This window comes from Methylobacterium sp. Leaf87 (assembly GCF_001422775.1).
Lineage (GTDB): Bacteria > Pseudomonadota > Alphaproteobacteria > Rhizobiales > Beijerinckiaceae > Methylobacterium.
The window spans coordinates 128764-144159 of the sequence record NZ_LMMI01000056.1 but is presented as its reverse complement, the minus strand read 5'-3'; the positions used below and the strand labels follow the sequence as shown (position 1 = coordinate 144159).

Genomic DNA, 15396 nt, shown 5'->3' with positions numbered 1-15396 from the left:
TTTCACATAAGATTGATGGATTAAAGCTCAAACCTCGGTAGAGCACCGAACCATCGTCACGCAGTGATCTATTGGTCGGTCGGCGCTAGACTATACTGAAACATCTATAGCCGGCACGTTGTGAAATCTGGATTGGACATCACCGAGCAGCGATCGCATCGTGCCGTCGCAGGCCACGACGGATCGGAACCCTCTTTTTCTTCACGAACGTGCCTATCGGGCGAGCCGCCGTCGTCGACGCCTTGCTCAGCGAATCACATCTCACGTCTCGCGCGCGAAGGCGTGATCGGTGAAGGGCAAGTTGAGGCTACAGCGCAGACCGTCCGCATCATAGCTCAGTATCGTCTCGGCCTGGAGTTCATCCGCGAGCGTACGGTTCAGCATCTCGGTACCGAAGCCAGTGACGAGCGGTGCCGCCGCGATCCTCGGACCGCCGCGCTCCTGCCACGTGACCGCGAGCCAATGCGCATCGTGGGATAGTTTCAGGCGCCATGTCACGGATACGTGGCCGCCCCGGGCCGACAGGGCTCCGTACTTGATCGCGTTCGTAGTCAGTTCCTGGAATGCCAATCCCAGGCTCATCGCGGCCCTTGGTGCCAGCCGAACCGATGGCCCATCGAGGGAAACCTGATCGTCTTCACGGGCTTGGCCGGCCATGAACTCCGTCGCCAGAAGGGTGGCAAGATCCACGCCTCCATCCGACGCGCAATCGATCGCCGACTGCGTACGGGTGAGCGCGTCGAGGCGACCTTCGATATGCAGGGCGAAATCTTCGAGCGTCTCACTCGACTCGACCGTACGCCGGATGACGGAACGCATCATGCCCAGGACGTTCCGGCTTCGGTGTGGAAGCGCGATCGGGTGCGCTTCAGGCTCGGACCAACGACCCGCCAGATTGCCGTCCGGGGAAGGAGACCAGTCGTCCCCGTCATCGCTGCTCATGGAATCCTCGCATGGCGTGAACCTTCGACGGCTCATCCTCGTGCCCGAGGTGTCGACAACCGGACGTGAACAGATCCTAAGCCCACACGACGCCGACCTTGTCCCGAGTGCCTAGTCCGACCCAGGCGCACCTCCAGGCCCACCTGCAGGCCCACCTGCAACATGCAAGCCCCCTCGCAGGGATGCAGGCCCCATGAACGGCCCAGCGGATCGAAGGTGCACAACGAGAATCGCACACCACCTGAAACCTATGTTGATGAAGCTTTCCTTTCGATGTCCGACACGTGTCGGTGTCGATCGGAGGAGTCGTACCTCATGCCAAGAAATCGCGCGAAAACCCCGGAATTCTGGGATACGGTGATCACGCATGTCACGGCTAAAGTCGAGCCCGTGATCGGCCGCACCGACACCATTCGCGAACCTGTGATCATCTACCTGCGAGACCTCGAGGCCGTCGCCCGGCGGGAGTGCTCCAGCCGAGACGCATTGCAAGTCATCGGGTCCGGACGCAGACTCCTCGGCGATACCACAGACATCGGTCCGGACCGCCGATCCCTGACGCGGAGATAGCGCGTCGAGCGATGCATGCGACATCGGTCCAGATGGGGCCAGCGGGAAATCAAGGCGCGCCCGGCCTGCAGACATGGCAGGCGCCCCTTACCTCGGAATGCAGCAGCTCCGTCGGACCGGAACCTTTGTGGACTGCGCTGACCGAGCGCATGCCTGACCGCCGGTTGTCGAGCTGCGGTGGGCCTCGCGGGTCCCGAAACCCCATCCTGGGCTCGCGATCTGTTCGGAGGGGCACGCCGTCCCAAGCCTGCGGATAAAACCAGCATCTGTCATCGGCTTATCCTGAGTTATCTCGATTTATCATAGATTATATCTATATATTTTTGGTTCGATACCACGATTTTTCTTGGAACATTGTTTTTAAGTCTGGAGTTCCTGGATCTCATCTACCGAACAATCAGGAGGGTGAGATGACACAATCCAACGGCAATCAGGGTCAGTCCGAGCATCGCGGTGGATCCGGCAACTTCGCCGAAGATCGGGAACGTGCCTCGGAAGCCGGGCACAAGGGCGGACAAGCCAGTGGCGGCAACTTCGCCAACGACCCTGAGCGGGCTTCGGAGGCTGGCCACAAGGGCGGACAGGCCAGCGGTGGCAACTTTGCCAACGACCGCGAGCGGGCTTCGGAGGCCGGCAAAAAAGGCGGCGAGGCGAGCCACGGCGGTCGTGGTTCCTGACCGCTGAAGTCACATCAGGACACGGGTCGGCAGGCTAAAGCGCGAGATCTGCCTTCCTGGTCCTGTATTCGAGTCGGCCACGTCCGTTTCGATAAGGAGGCATGAGTCAAGTCCAGTTCCGTTTTACGGCGTTGGACTCGGCCCACACCTCCAAGTCCTCTCCTGCCGCGCATGCCGTGCGGTGGGACCGCGGTTCACCATCCATGCCGTCCCGGGCCGCAAGCATGGGGCGGCGATGCATTGAGGTGGCTTAAACCATGTACTATCACGACAAGCGTCTCCAATATCCCGTCAAGGTCGATTCACCCGATCCGGTTTACGCGCGTATGCTGCAACAGGCGATCGGCGGCATCGAAGGTGAGATCCGCGTCTGCATGCAGTACTTCTTCCAGGGTTGGGGCGCACGGGGACCGACAACGAAGTATCGCGACATGCTTCTTCACACCGCGACCGAAGAGATCGGCCACATCGAGATGCTGGCGACCGCCGTCGCGATGAATCTGGAGACGGCCCCGACGAAGGTTCAGGAAGCCGGTGTGGCGGACGCCGTGGTGGGCGCCGTCATGGGTGGTGAGAACCCCCGGCATCTCGTCGAGGGAATGCTGCACCGACATCTGCTGTCCACGGGGATGGCTGCGTTTCCGGCCAATTGTGACGGCGCTCCGTTCGACATGTCACACATCTACGCCAGCGGGAATCTCGCCGCCGACATGTACTGTAACGTGGCGGCGGAGGCGACGGGGCGGACATTGGCCGTCCGCCTGTTCAACGCCACGAACGACCCTGGAATGCGCGACATGTGGAGCTTCCTCATCGCGCGCGACACGATGCACCAGCAACAATGGCTCGCCGTCGTCGAAGAATTGGGGGGCCACGAGGGCGCCCTGCCGATCCCCAACAGCTTCCCGCAAAGCAAGGAGCACGAGAAGTTCAGCTATAGCTTCTTCGGAACGGCCGCGGACGGCACGGTGCCGCCGGAAGGCCGTTGGACGAGCGGTCCGTCGCTGGACGGCAAGGGAACCTACAACGTGGTGCAGAACGTACCCATGGGCGAAGAGCCGGTTCTGGGGCCCGCACGCCCCGACAGCGGCGCGCAAAAGGAACAGATCGCCTGATTTGAGGCGTTCCGAACCGGCGGTGTCGGAGCCGCTCGGGTCTTCTCGAGGTCGCTTCGCCATCCCCGTTCCCCGCATACCCGTCACCGGTGAGGTCGCATCCACGATGCGGCCTCGGTCGACACGCGGTCTCCCGGGTCGACGGCTCCAGGGTCAGTTCTGCAAGTGAACTTGTTCGACAGAAAAATTCGGCAAGGAAACCTCGTTCGCCATGACGCAATTCCCAAAGCCGCCGTTCGAGAATCAGCGCCCCCTCACACCGCCGGGGCGCGATGTGGATATGGATCCGAAACCTGATTACGGCGAGGCGCATTACAAGGGCTCGGGACGCCTCGCGGGCCGGAGCACGATCATCACCGGCGCCGATAGTGGAATAGGCCGCGCCGTGGCCCTGGCCTATGCACGCGAAGGGGCGGACGTACTCGTGAGTTATTACGACGAGCACGACGACGCTGCGGAAACGTGCCGCCTGGTCCAGTCCGCAGGCCGCAAGGCGATCCGGATGGCGGGGGATGTGAAGGATTCCAGCCATTGCCGCGCCATCGTCGACAGGGCCGTGGTGGAGTTCGGGCGAGTCGATGTTCTGGTCAACAATGCCGCTCACCAGAAAACCTTCGCGAACCCGGAAGAGATCTCCGACGCTGAGTGGGAAATCACCTTCGCAACGAACATTCACGCAATGTTCTACCTTGTGAAGGCTGCGCTCCCGTATATGAAACCGGGCAGCGCTATCATCAACACCACGTCGGTCAATGCCGACTCGCCGAGCCCCCACTTGCTCGCATACGCCACCACGAAGGGCGCCATTCAGAACTTCACCGGCGGACTCGCTCAGATGCTGGCGGAGCGCGAGATTCGGGTGAATTGCGTCGCGCCGGGCCCGATCTGGACACCGCTCATCCCGGCGACGATGCCCGAGGAAAAGGTCCGCAGCTTCGGCTCGCAAGTACCAATGAAACGTCCGGGGCAGCCCTGCGAACTCGCACCGGTCTACGTGATGCTGGCGAGTTCCGAAGCGAGCTACGTCTCAGGCGCCACGGTCGCGGTGACGGGTGGCAAACCGATCATTTAGACGCTCATTCGTACGCGCCGCACCCCACTCGCCTTTAAGGCGGCGTGACACCCGGTCATCTTCCGAGAAGATCGAGGCTTTGGTCGACTTACCGGCCCGAATGGTGCCGATGACTTCCCGGACAGCAGCCAACCTCGAATAGCTGTCTTACCTCAAATCGATCCGACCACAGGAGCGTGCAATGAAATCTAAAACTTCGGCCTATGCTGCACTCTGCTTTTTGACCGCCACCGGATCATTGGCCCTGGCGCAGACTCCGATCGGGCGCGGGGACACGCTCCCACCCGGAACCATCGTGCAGCAACAACCGAACACCACCGGCAACGACATCGACTTGGTGATCTCGCGGGGCCCGACGGGAGCCGACACGGTGACCACGGATTCGGCAGCAGGCGGGAATGCGAGCCTCCCCGAGCGGGCGATTCCGAACGGAAGTGCCGGTGGCGGCAGCGGCGGTGGGCGGTAGAGCGAGCGGACGCCTATTTGTTTCGTACGCGCGCCCGGAACAACCGTGCTGGCGTCAGAACCACACGGTTGTTCTGTGCATCGGTGCGATTGCGGGCGAACACTCGACCGATCTCGGTCAGTTCCCTCCGTTGATGCCTCGCCGGACATCGTTGGGCTTCACGGTATGGCCGATATGTCTCCGACCGACCGCGCAGCGATCACGTGCGCATTCGACCACATCGCAGCATGATCCAACCACCGATCAGCATGGCACCGCCCCAGATCAGGAAACCCAGATCCCAATAGATCCACTGTGCACGTGGAACCGTCTCGTTGACGTGGTGCAGGCCCAGAAGGTGATGGTTGATCGTGCCCTCCGCGAGATTGAAGAGTCCGAAGCCCATCAGGATGCCACCCGGCAGCAGCCAGCCCGACCAGCGAAGGTGGTTCCGGCGTGCGTGGCGCCACAAAACGACGAGCCCCCCGAGGACGAACAGGTAGGTGCTTGCGTGAAACAGCCCATCCCACAGGGTGTTTATTTGAAGATTCTCCACACTGTCGGGCGGGTACCCGGCGCTCGTGAGCATGTGGTGCCATTGCAAGACCTGGTGCAGCACGATCCCGTCGAAAAATCCGCCGATACCGAGTCCGAACAGAATCGCTGCCGAGGTCGGAAAGTCCGCGAGGTCACTTCGATCGATCATCATTGACGCACCCCGAGATGCCTTGCCGGAAGTCTACCGTCCGCCATCAGGTCTGGAGCAGATGGAGGCTGAACAAGCCTTGCGGATCGAGCCATACCCGCTCCGGATACCATCCCGCTTCCCTCGCGAGGGCTTGGAACTCGTCCGGTGAATACTTGTAAGAGACGTCCGTCAGGATGCTCTCGCCGGCCCGAAATCGAATCGCGGTGCCGCCGAGGCGGTAGATCGCGCTCGTGCGCGCCACGAGGTGCGCTTCGACCCGAAACGGATCGTGGTGCACCTGCACCGTGTGGTGGAAATTGTCGCTATCGAGATCGGCATCGAACTCGCGGTTCAGGCGCGTCAGAAGGTTGATGTGAAATGCCGGCATCAGGCCGTCGGCGTTCCCATAGGCGCGCATCAGGCTCGCAACGTCGCGCGTCGGATCGGCCCCCACGAGGAAACGGCTCGGTCCGAGGGTGGCGCGGGCCCGCTCGAGAAACCGCTTCGCATCGTCGGGCAGGAAATTGCCGATGCTCGTTCCGGGGAAGAACCCCAGCACCGTGGTCCCGGAGAGATCGACGGGCACGTGCACCGGCGTCGTGTAATCGGCGTGCACCGGGATCATGTGGACGCCGGGATAGGACGGCGCGAGACCCGCGATGGCGGCGTCGAGGTAATCCCCCGAGATATCGAGGGCGATGTAGCGCGCCGGCCGATCAAGGGCGTCGAGCAGCGTACGGATCTTGCGGCTCGCTCCACTGCCGAACTCGACGATCGTGACACAGGAGCCGATCGATGGAGCAATTTCGGCCGAAACCTGAGTCAGAAGAGCAATTTCGGTACGGGTTGGATAGTAATCGACACTCGCGCAGATCCGCTCGAACAGATCCGAGCCGTTCTCGTCCCAGAGGAGTTTACCTGGGAGGCGCTTCTGCGCTTCGGACAATCCCTGCAGGATGCTCGACAACACATCGGCTTGGGCCATCGACACGTCGACCACGGTCTCTGTCATGAAGCGGATCTTTCGGAATTTTCGTTGGACGTCAGGACGTCACGCGGGACGGGTCGCCGTGAGCACCACCAGGGCGATGCGGTCCGCTTCCGCATAGGCCGGGTCGTCGAGTTCCTCGCCGTAGGCATCCGGATCGAATTCGCGGTACTGGGCCTGCAGACCGGCCCGTTCACAGAGATCCAGCGCAGCGTCGCGGAAACCATCGGTGCCGCCCACGATGACGGATCCGGTGAACAGAACGAGGCTGCCGCCGGGGGCGAGGCGTTCGGCGGCAGCCTCGACCACGGCCAGGGACAAGCCTTCGCCGAAGGCACCGCCGCCGTGGCGATAGGTGCGCCCGCTCCGGTCGATCATGAACGGCGGGTTGGAGACGATGAGGTCGAACCGACCCTCGATCTCCCGTAGCAGATTGCTCTGCCGGGGTACGATGCCGCCGACACCGGCCGCCCTGGCATTTATCCGGCCGGCGCACAGGGCGGCCGGGTTGATGTCGACCAGGACCACCTCGGCGCCCGGTGCGCGCTTCGCGATGGCGATGCCCGCAGCCCCGGACCCCGCGCCGATATCGGCGGCGCGGTGAATAGGCTGGTCACGCTCGGAGAGATGCATGATCACCGCAGAGACGAAGCGCGTGGTATCGGGCCCGAGGAAGACCGCATCGGTGGCGCTTGGCGGGTAGGCCGAGTGCAGGAAGAGTTCCCCATCGAGGCTCGAGACCCGGATGGTCGCGCGCGCACCCCCCTCCACGGTCTCGATCACACCCGCCCGGTACATGGCGCCGAGGAGATCCGGCGGCACGACCCCCTCGCGGAACGGGCGGCTCCAGCCGAGGACGTCGCCGAGATCGCGTGCCCAGTCTGCGCCCGGTCGCGCGTTGACACGGGCATGGCTCGCCGGCGTCACCGTAGTGAAAGCGTAACCCGTTGCCCGCACAGCCTGGATCAGGCCGACGAGCGCGTCCTCCGTCTCACGCCGTATCGGGTTCATCTCGCTCGTCTCCCTGTGCGACAATCGGATTCGTTTCGGAAGGCGGCGTCAGACCGCGAAGGCACCGCTCCGTAGATCCTCCACGATGCGTATCCCGTCCTGAGCATTCGGCCGTGGACGGGTCTCCGGCTGACGCGTGAACGGACAGGCCCAGGTCTCTTGGACGTGACGCCCGCTGTATTGGCAGGCTTCCGAACGTTCACCGTGCCGCGCCAGCATCGGGTTGACCGAACCTGCAAGCGCGATGTCGCGCTGAAGGATGGCGTCGCGCAGACCTTCGTAGCGACCGGCGGTCCGGAGGCGCTCGAACTGGTCGTGCAAGTTGAAGACGAGTGCCGGCCGCCCGAAACGTCGCGCCGGCCGGCTCGCCCGTGGATTCAAACCAAGGATGAAAAACGCTTCTCCCCCGAGGCTGAGAGAGAAGTGCGGATCCTCCGGATCGGGGCTGACGCGGGAATCGTAGGCGTGCCCCAAGCCGCTGTCCTGGTTCGACAACGCTTGGGCCCGCGTCCAGAGACAACGCTCGAAGGCCACTTCAGTGAGGGATGCCGGCTGTTCGAAAAGCACCGCGAAGCTCTGAAACTGGTCGGGCCGGGCGCGATAGCGACAAATGAAGGCAAGCACTGCCGTATAGATCCGCAAGTCGTCTGCGTGTGCCGTAATATCGCGCGCAACGAGAATCTTGAGCTGACTGCGCGCGAGGGCGGACTTTGCGCCAACGCATGGGAACGACACATCGCGAATGAAAGAACGAAAGCGCTCGGCGAGGGGGTGACTGGCATCGTCCGTCGGAAAGAGCATGCGGATCCGGTGCTTCTTGGCGTGGTTCGTCTTGGATTGCTGTCGCCCGAGCATAGAGCGATCCGGGCGCTGACTTTGCCCGCGGCAGCACGGATTCAGCGGCGCGCCAGCTTGAGCGATGATGTTGGATCGACAACGCATGTATGATTCTATTGTTCCGATCTGCGATGATAAACCTAAATTAAACTATGTTAATTCTTGATTTTTATGCTTGGATAGCTTCGCTCTAGGCTATCGACCTTTCCGATAACCTCTTCATGGCATACACAATGGCTTCTCCAGGCACCGTGGACACCGTCCGGGCACATCCGGGGCGGGCCGCCGAGCGATCGGCCGATGGCGGTGCATCGGACGCACGGGAGGGTTTGATCGATGAATGCTCAGACCGGCCGACATCGCACGCATGCGGACCGGTCCCGTGAGCTGACCCTTCGTGGTCTGTTGCTCGGGGCCGCCATCACGGTCGTGTTCATGGCAGCCAACGTCTACATGGGCCTCAAGACGGGAATGACGTTCTCGTCGTCGATCCCAGCCGCAATGCTATCGATGGGACTGCTGCGGTTGTTCGGCGACAGCTCCATCCTGGAGAACAACATCGTTCAGACCCAGGCCTCGGCGGCAGGGACGCTGTGCAACGTCATCCTGGTCTTGCCGGGCCTGATCTTGATCGGACATTGGAACGGATTTCCCTTGTGGCAGACGAGCGGCGTGTGTCTCCTCGGCGGACTGCTCGGCGTCGCCTACTCGATCCCCCTTCGGCGGGCGCTCGTGGCCGAAGCGGGATTGCCGTTCCCGGAAGGGGCCGCCGCTGCCGAGGTACTGAAAGCCGGTGACACATCGGGCGATCACGGCGCCGGGGGCTCCGGCCTGCGCGACCTGCTCGGCGCCGGCGGCGCGGCGGCCCTGATCGCGTTCGGGACGAGCGGCCTGCGCCTTCTCGGTGAGGGCCTGCACACGACCCTGCAGGCGGGCCACGCCTTGTTTCGCGTCGGGACCGGCTTCTCCCTCGCCCTCGTCGGGGTCGGCTATCTCGTCGGCATCGGCGCCTGCCTCGCCCTGCTCACCGGCGTGATCATCGCCTGGGGCCTGGCCGTCCCGTTCATGACGGCGTTCGCGCCCGAGGGCGGGCTCGCGCCCGATGCCGCGGCGGAAGCGGTCTGGTCGGGGCAGGTGCGCTTGATCGGGGCGGGCATCATCGCGGTCGGAGGCGCCTGGACCGTGGCGACCCTGGTGGGACCGATCCTCGCCAGCGTCCGCGCCGCCCTGAAGGCCGCGCGCGGTACCGGCCGAGGACTCAGCGAACTGCCGCGCCAGGAGCGGGACATTCCCATCACCTGGGTCGTCGGAGCGGCCGCCGCGCTGACCGTTCCACTGGCCCTGCTGTTCGGGCAGTTCTCGATGGGTGCCGAACTCGCCGGCCTGCTTCCGGTGCTGATCCTCGCCGCGACGGTGTTCACCGTGTCATTCGGCTTTCTCATGGCGGCGGCGTGCGGCTACCTTGCGGGTCTCCTCGGTTCGTCATCGAGTCCGATCTCCGGCATCGGCATCCTCACCACGATGTTGGTGGCCCTTTTGCTGCCCCTCGTGGTTGGCCGCGCGGCGGGACCTGAGGGAGACCGGTTCGTCATCGGCCTCGCCCTTTTCATCGCGGCGGTGATCGTCACCATGGCGTCCATCGCCAACGACAACCTGCAGGACTTGAAGACGGGCCAGCTCGTCGACGCGACGCCCTGGCGACAGGAGTCGGTGCTGATCGTCGGTGTCGGCGTCGGATCCCTGGTCATCGCACCCTTGCTGGCGCTCCTTTACAACGCCTACGGCTTCGTCGGCGCCCTGCCGCGGGAAGGCATGGACGAAGCCGCGGCCCTGCCGGCGCCACAGGCAGCCCTGATGACGCAGATCGCCAGCGGCATCGTTCACGGCGAGCTGCCCTGGGCCATGGTGCTCACGGGCATGGGGCTCGGCGCCTTGCTCGTGGGTTTCGAGGCTTGGTTGCGCCGAAGCGGACGCGTCTTTCCCGCTCTGACGGTGGGAATCGGAATCTATCTTCCGCTGAACGTCGTCGTCACGATCGCCATCGGGGGTGTCATCGCCTGGTTGAGCGAGCGGGCCTTTCGAAGCGGGTTCGAGGGTCGCACGTCGGCCACGGACGACGCTTACGAGGCGGTGCGCCGTCGCGGCGTGCTCCTGTCCTCGGGCTTCCTCGTCGGGGAGAGCTTCATCGGCGTACTTCTGGCCGGTGCGGACACCCTCACCGGCCGCAGCGCCTCCCTGGCGATCACAGGTCCCGGGGTCACCCCCTTCACCCCCCTCATCGGTCTGGCCGTCTTTGTGGTCGCGATCGGGACATTCTATCGTCTGGTCTCCCGGGCGCCGGGAAAGGGATCGAGCATCGCCCCCTGATCGGCGGCACCAGACACCGCTACCGCTCGCGCCACGCCTTGGCGACCTGATCGGAGAACGGCTTGAGCAGGTAGCTCAACACCGAACGATCCCCGAGCTGCACGAAGCTCTCCACGGGCATTCCGGGCACGAGGCGCACGCTGCCGAGCCGCTGCCGCTGGTCCTCGGGCACACGGATCCGGGCGGTATAGTAGCTCGAACCCGTCTTCGGATCGACGCTGACATCCGCGGAGACCCGGCTCACCACGCCGCCGATCTCCGGCGTGGTGCGCTGGTTGAACGCGGGAAAGCGAAGGACGGCCGGCTGGTCGAGGCGGACGTTGTCGATGTCCTGCGGCTGGATCTTCACCTCGACCGCGAGTTGGTCGGCCTCTGGCACGATGAGCATGGCAGGCTCGGAGGGCGTCACCAGCCCGCCGATGGTGTGCACGGTCATCTGATGCACGATGCCGGATTGCGGTGCGCGGAGGTCGACGCGTTTGAGCTGATCCTCTGCCGCGACCCGCTTCTCGACGAATTCCGACCACTTGCCCCGAATCTCGGCGAGATCCCTTCCGGTCTCCGTCCGCATGTCGCCATCGATCTGCAGGATCTGCAACTCGGTCTCGGCGATCTTGCCACGCGCGGAGGCCGTCGCGGCGATGAGCTGTCCGCGCTCGCCATCGAGCCGGGTGGCATCCCGCTCAAGGGCATTGACGCGGGCGAGGGGCACCAGGTTCTTGCTGTAGAGTTCGCGCACGCTTTGCAGCTCGCCGGTGATGAACCCGACCTCGCGCGCCTTGGCCGCGATCTGCTCGGAAAGGCCCTTGATTTCTTCGCGAAGTTGCTGTGCTCGCTCGCGCAGCTGCGCCTTCTGACCCGCGCGCCCGGCGACGCGGGCACTGAACAGCCGGGTTTCCCCATCGATCAGGTGGGCTACAGCCCGGTCGCTGCCGGCGCGCGCCAGCAACTCGGGCGGGAAGGTGATGTGGGTGGCGCCGTCGCGCTCGGCTTCGTTGCGGGCGCGGCGGCCGGACAGCTCGTCCAGCGCCTTCAGGATGATGTCGAGGTTGGCCCGGACCTGGGTCTCGTCGAGGCGGATGAGGATGTCGCCGGCCTGGACCCGGGCGCCCTCGCGTACCCGCAACTCACCGACGACACCGCCCGTCGGGTGCTGCACCTTCTTCAGATCGGACTCGACCACGAGTTGACCTGGCGCGATCACCGCACCCGAGATCTCGGTGAACGTCGCCCAGCCGCCGACCCCCACCACCAGGAGCAGACTGAGGACGAGGCCGACGACGAGATGGCGGCGGATCGACTCCCGCGCGATCGACTCCTCGGTGGCGGCAGGCGGCCCCGGGGAGGCGGGACCCGTGGAGGGGAGCGCGAGATCCATCAGGCACGCTCCTGCAGGGCGCCGGCCTTGGCGCGGGTGTCGGCGGGACGCGTCTCCACGAGAACGGGCGCCGGGCGCAGCACGCGCTTCAGCACTTCGTCCTTGGGGCCGAAGGCCTGGGCTCGCCCCTCCGCCATCATCAGGATGAGGTCGACGGCGGCGAGCGCGCTCGGCCGGTGGGCGATGACGATGCAGAGACCGCCGCGCCGTCGAACGCCGAGGATCGCCTCGGTCAGGGCATTCTCGCCCTCGGCGTCGAGATTGGCGTTGGGCTCGTCCAGGATCACCAGGAAGGGGTCGCCGTAAAGCGCACGCGCCAGCCCGATGCGCTGGCGCTGGCCCGCAGACAGGCCCGCCCCGCCATCGCCGATCCGGGTGTCGTAGCCTTCGGGAAGACGCAGGATCAGATCGTGCACGCCCGCCGCCTGCGCCGCGGCGATCACCGCCCCGGAGGGGGGCTGCGGGTCGAAGCGGGCGATGTTCTCGGCGATGGTGCCGGCGAACAGCTCCACCTCCTGGGGCAGGAAACCGAGATGGACTCCGAGGTCGTCGGCCGACCACTGGTCGAGCGCCGCCCCGTCGAGGCGGACCTTGCCGCGCACCGCCGGCCAGACGCCCGCGAGGGCGCGGACCAGGCTCGACTTGCCCGAGGCGGACGGCCCGATGATGCCGAGCCCCTGACCAGCCTGGAGGCTGAAATTGACGTCCTGGACCACAAGGCGCGGAGTGCCGGGAGGGGCGACGCTGAGACTCTCGACCTGAAGGGATCGGCTGGGAGCCACCAGCGCGTGGCGCTGGCGGCTCGCCGGCATGCGGGCGAAGAGCTCCGACAGGCGCGCCCAGGATTGCCGGGCTTGGACGAAACCCTTCCAGTTGGCGATGGCGAGTTCGGCCGGAGCGAGCGCTCGCGCCACCAGGATCGAGCTCGCGATGATGATGCCCGCACTGGCCTGGCCGTTGATGACGAGATAGGCGCCGATCGCGAGCACGCCCGATTGCAGGGCCATGCGGAACACCTTGGACGCAGCCGCGAACCCGCCGGCGACGTCGGAGGCGTGCTGCTGGGCCCGCATGTAGTCGCGGTTGGCCCCGGTCCAGCGTGCAGCGAGGCGTCCCTGCATGCCCATGGCGGCCAGAACCTCGGCATTGCGGCGCCCGGCCTCCGCGAGGCCGTTGCGGCGCAGGCCGTGGCCGGTTGCCGTCTGCGCCGGATGCTTCGTCGCCCAATCCGTCAGGAGGCCGAAGGTCGCGAGCACGGCCGCTCCCACCACCGCGGCGACCCCGATGAGCGGATGGAACAGGAAGCAGATCAGCAGATAGATCGGCATCCAGGGCAGATCGAAGAAGGCGGACGGGCCGGACCCGCCGAGGAAGGCGCGCAGGGTATCGAGGTCGCGCAAGGGCAGGAGGCCATCGCCGGGGGTGGCGCCCTTGAGGGGCGCGCGCACGACGATGTCGAAGACGCGCGCGCTGAGAGCCTCGTCCAGGGCCGCGCCGATCCGGATCAGCACCCGGGCGCGCAGGGTCTCGAGGAGCCCCTGGAAGCCATAAAGCACGAGAACGAGGGCACAGAGGCCGACGAGAGTCGGCACGGATCGGCTGGGAATGACGCGATCATAGACTTCGAGCATGAAGAACGAGCCCGTCAGATAGAGCACGTTCACGAAACCGCTCATGGCGGCCACGCCGAGAAATGCCGTACGGCACCGCGACAGTGCCGAAACCAACTCGGCGGAGTCCTTCTGCATCGTCACGGTCTTTCGCGAGGGGGTTGCCATCAAATACGTTCGACAGCGCGAGGCATCGGCGGTGTGCCTCGGTCGAGCGGATTCGGGCGCAAGTCTGGTCCCGCAGCCGCGAGAGCTGCGGGACCGTCGCCTGCCTACTGAAGCAAAAGCTCGAGGTCAGACGTAGATGCCGACCCCGGCCGCCTGAGCGAAGGCCCCATCCCCCGCAACCGCGGCACGACCTTCGCCGGCGCCGTACTCGAGGAAATGCTGAAGCGGATTGAGCCCGGCTGCAGCGACGTCGCCGTTCTGCGCAAGGTAAGCCTTGGTATCGAAGTTCGCGGACGGGTCACGTCCCTCCTTCCAGCCATAGGTCAGGTAATGTTCGAGGGGATTGATCCCCGCAGCGGCGACGTCGCCGTAGGCGGCGAGATACCCCTTGGTGTCGAAGAAGGCATTTGGATCGCGTCCCTCACGCCATCCGTACTCGGCGAAATGCGCATCGGCATCGAGACCGGCGTCAAACACATCGCCATTCCGGCTGAGGTAGAACAGATCGTCCACGCCGGGCTGCCCATCGGCCTGCACGATGGTCCTGTCCTGAAACTCGAAAGCCTCCGTATTCTTGACCGTGTCAGAGCTGCCGGTTCCGGAGATCTTCGCCAGCGACCCGGCGGAGTCGATGACGCCCGCATCCCTGAAGTTGAAATTGAAGACCGCCGTATCGTACCCGGCCGCACCGTCGAGCGTGTTGGTGCCGGAGCCGCCCGACATTCTGTCGTCGCCAAAGTCGCCGAAAACCGTATCGTTACCAGCGGACCCCAACAACGTGTCGTTGCCAAGATCGCCATCGACGTAGTCGTCGCCATCACCGCCATCGACGAGATCGTCATCGTCCCCGCCGGCAACGAGATCGTTGCCGGCCTCGCCGAAGACCTGGTCTCGTCCCGCCTCGCCAATAAGGAAGTCGTTGCCGGCGCCCCCATACAGGATGTCGTCACCAGGATTGCCGGCGGCGTAATCATTTCCATCATCGGTGTAGATGGTGTCGTTGCCAGCCTCACCGATGATCTGGTCCGAACCGGCGCCGCCCCGGATCAGGTCGTCGCCGGGACCGCCAGCGATGTAATCCACGTTCGGCCCGCCGAAGATCGAATCGTTGCCGTCTTGGCCGTCGATCCGGTTGAAGCCACCCGGATCGGTGATCGTATCGTTCCCCAGCAAACCGAGGATGATGTCGTCCTCGGCCGTTCCAGTGAGCTGGTCGCCGATATTCGTACCCGAAATGCTAGCCACTGCGTATCCTCACATTTGATGGACCTGCCCATCCACTGTAATTCGCCACAAAAGAACACGATTTCGCATATGTTAATCGGTATTATTACTATGGGAAAAAGCGTATCGATAAGCTTTCCTGTCGGGAGGGCATAGAGCCGCGGATCCGAATGTCGAGTTGTGGCATCAAGCCGCAAGATACGGCCTTCGTTCGTGAGAAATCCTGACTTTCGATGTCCATTCGTGTGCGGTTGTCGATCGTCCAGGGTGTTCCAGGCCCTCGTTGGGATTCGATTTGGCCACG

Annotated in this window: 12 protein-coding genes; 4 read left to right on the top strand and 8 right to left on the bottom strand. The window is 64.5% G+C overall.

Annotated features, from left to right (window positions below; translation table 11 throughout):
* Positions 1 to 261: 261 nt before the first annotated feature.
* Positions 262 to 942, bottom strand: coding sequence for a sensor histidine kinase (locus ASF22_RS19600; RefSeq protein WP_162238656.1), 681 nt, complete (start codon positions 940 to 942; stop codon positions 262 to 264).
* 980 nt (positions 943 to 1922) lie between these two features.
* On the opposite strand from ASF22_RS19600, the gene ASF22_RS19590 reads away from it, so the two are divergent.
* From ASF22_RS19590 to ASF22_RS19580, 3 genes are all read left to right on the top strand, one after another.
* Positions 1923 to 2189 (top strand): general stress protein, encoded by a 267-nt coding sequence (locus tag ASF22_RS19590; protein ID WP_056267398.1) that lies wholly within the window; start codon positions 1923 to 1925, stop codon positions 2187 to 2189.
* A gap of 257 nt (positions 2190 to 2446) precedes the next feature.
* Positions 2447 to 3304, top strand: a complete 858-nt coding sequence (locus tag ASF22_RS19585; protein WP_056167237.1) for a manganese catalase family protein — start codon at positions 2447 to 2449, stop codon at positions 3302 to 3304.
* A gap of 211 nt (positions 3305 to 3515) precedes the next feature.
* Positions 3516 to 4376, top strand: a complete 861-nt coding sequence (locus tag ASF22_RS19580; protein WP_056267395.1) for an SDR family oxidoreductase — start codon at positions 3516 to 3518, stop codon at positions 4374 to 4376.
* A 665-nt stretch (positions 4377 to 5041) separates the two neighbouring features.
* Here the strand turns inward: ASF22_RS19580 and ASF22_RS19570 are convergent.
* Genes ASF22_RS19570 through gntA form a run of 4 tightly spaced genes read right to left on the bottom strand, consistent with a single transcriptional unit; the run spans position 5042 to position 8309 of the window.
* Positions 5042 to 5530 carry a DUF2243 domain-containing protein gene (locus ASF22_RS19570; protein ID WP_056267390.1) on the bottom strand — a complete coding sequence of 163 codons (489 nt, stop codon included), beginning with the start codon at positions 5528 to 5530 and terminating at the stop codon, positions 5042 to 5044.
* Positions 5531 to 5573: 43 nt separating this feature from the next.
* Positions 5574 to 6521 (bottom strand): L-histidine N(alpha)-methyltransferase, encoded by a 948-nt coding sequence (gene egtD / locus ASF22_RS19565; RefSeq protein WP_056267387.1) that lies wholly within the window; start codon positions 6519 to 6521, stop codon positions 5574 to 5576.
* 39 nt (positions 6522 to 6560) lie between these two features.
* Positions 6561 to 7508, bottom strand: a complete 948-nt coding sequence (locus ASF22_RS19560) for a methyltransferase (protein WP_056267385.1) — start codon at positions 7506 to 7508, stop codon at positions 6561 to 6563.
* Positions 7509 to 7556: 48 nt separating this feature from the next.
* The gene (gene gntA, locus ASF22_RS19555) at positions 7557 to 8309 is read right to left on the bottom strand and encodes a guanitoxin biosynthesis heme-dependent pre-guanitoxin N-hydroxylase GntA (protein WP_056267563.1); all 753 of its coding nucleotides are present in this window, start codon (positions 8307 to 8309) and stop codon (positions 7557 to 7559) included.
* Positions 8310 to 8681: 372 nt separating this feature from the next.
* On the opposite strand from gntA, the gene ASF22_RS19550 reads away from it, so the two are divergent.
* On the top strand, positions 8682 to 10712 hold the full coding sequence (locus tag ASF22_RS19550) for an oligopeptide transporter, OPT family (protein ID WP_056267382.1): 2031 nt from the start codon (positions 8682 to 8684) through the stop codon (positions 10710 to 10712).
* Between the two features lie 19 nt (positions 10713 to 10731).
* Here the strand turns inward: ASF22_RS19550 and ASF22_RS19545 are convergent, their stop codons facing one another.
* The 3 genes from ASF22_RS19545 to ASF22_RS19535 all read right to left on the bottom strand — a co-directional run bounded on the left by ASF22_RS19545 (position 10732) and on the right by ASF22_RS19535 (position 15113).
* Positions 10732 to 12090: an HlyD family type I secretion periplasmic adaptor subunit gene (locus ASF22_RS19545; RefSeq protein WP_082479341.1), complete on the bottom strand. Its 1359-nt coding sequence runs from the start codon at positions 12088 to 12090 to the stop codon at positions 10732 to 10734.
* Complete coding sequence (locus ASF22_RS19540) at positions 12090 to 13838, bottom strand: type I secretion system permease/ATPase (protein WP_156647876.1); 1749 nt, start codon at positions 13836 to 13838, stop codon at positions 12090 to 12092. Before ASF22_RS19540 ends, ASF22_RS19545 begins: the two co-directional genes overlap by 1 nt.
* Before the next feature lie 156 nt (positions 13839 to 13994).
* Positions 13995 to 15113 (bottom strand): calcium-binding protein, encoded by a 1119-nt coding sequence (locus ASF22_RS19535; protein WP_056267374.1) that lies wholly within the window; start codon positions 15111 to 15113, stop codon positions 13995 to 13997.
* Positions 15114 to 15396 lie beyond the last annotated feature (283 nt).

Bases quoted from the DNA above. Each gene is read 5' to 3' on its own strand.
- ASF22_RS19600 (WP_162238656.1), bottom strand. From the start codon at position 942: ATGAGCAGCGATGACGGGGACGACTGGTCTCCTTCCCCGGACGGCAAT.
- ASF22_RS19590 (WP_056267398.1), top strand. From the start codon at position 1,923: ATGACACAATCCAACGGCAATCAGGGTCAGTCCGAGCATCGCGGTGGA.
- ASF22_RS19585 (WP_056167237.1), top strand. From the start codon at position 2,447: ATGTACTATCACGACAAGCGTCTCCAATATCCCGTCAAGGTCGATTCA.
- ASF22_RS19580 (WP_056267395.1), top strand. From the start codon at position 3,516: ATGACGCAATTCCCAAAGCCGCCGTTCGAGAATCAGCGCCCCCTCACA.
- ASF22_RS19570 (WP_056267390.1), bottom strand. From the start codon at position 5,530: ATGATGATCGATCGAAGTGACCTCGCGGACTTTCCGACCTCGGCAGCG.
- egtD (WP_056267387.1), bottom strand. From the start codon at position 6,521: ATGACAGAGACCGTGGTCGACGTGTCGATGGCCCAAGCCGATGTGTTG.
- ASF22_RS19560 (WP_056267385.1), bottom strand. From the start codon at position 7,508: ATGAACCCGATACGGCGTGAGACGGAGGACGCGCTCGTCGGCCTGATC.
- gntA (WP_056267563.1), bottom strand. From the start codon at position 8,309: ATGCTCTTTCCGACGGACGATGCCAGTCACCCCCTCGCCGAGCGCTTT.
- ASF22_RS19550 (WP_056267382.1), top strand. From the start codon at position 8,682: ATGAATGCTCAGACCGGCCGACATCGCACGCATGCGGACCGGTCCCGT.
- ASF22_RS19545 (WP_082479341.1), bottom strand. From the start codon at position 12,090: ATGGATCTCGCGCTCCCCTCCACGGGTCCCGCCTCCCCGGGGCCGCCT.
- ASF22_RS19540 (WP_156647876.1), bottom strand. From the start codon at position 13,838: ATGCAGAAGGACTCCGCCGAGTTGGTTTCGGCACTGTCGCGGTGCCGT.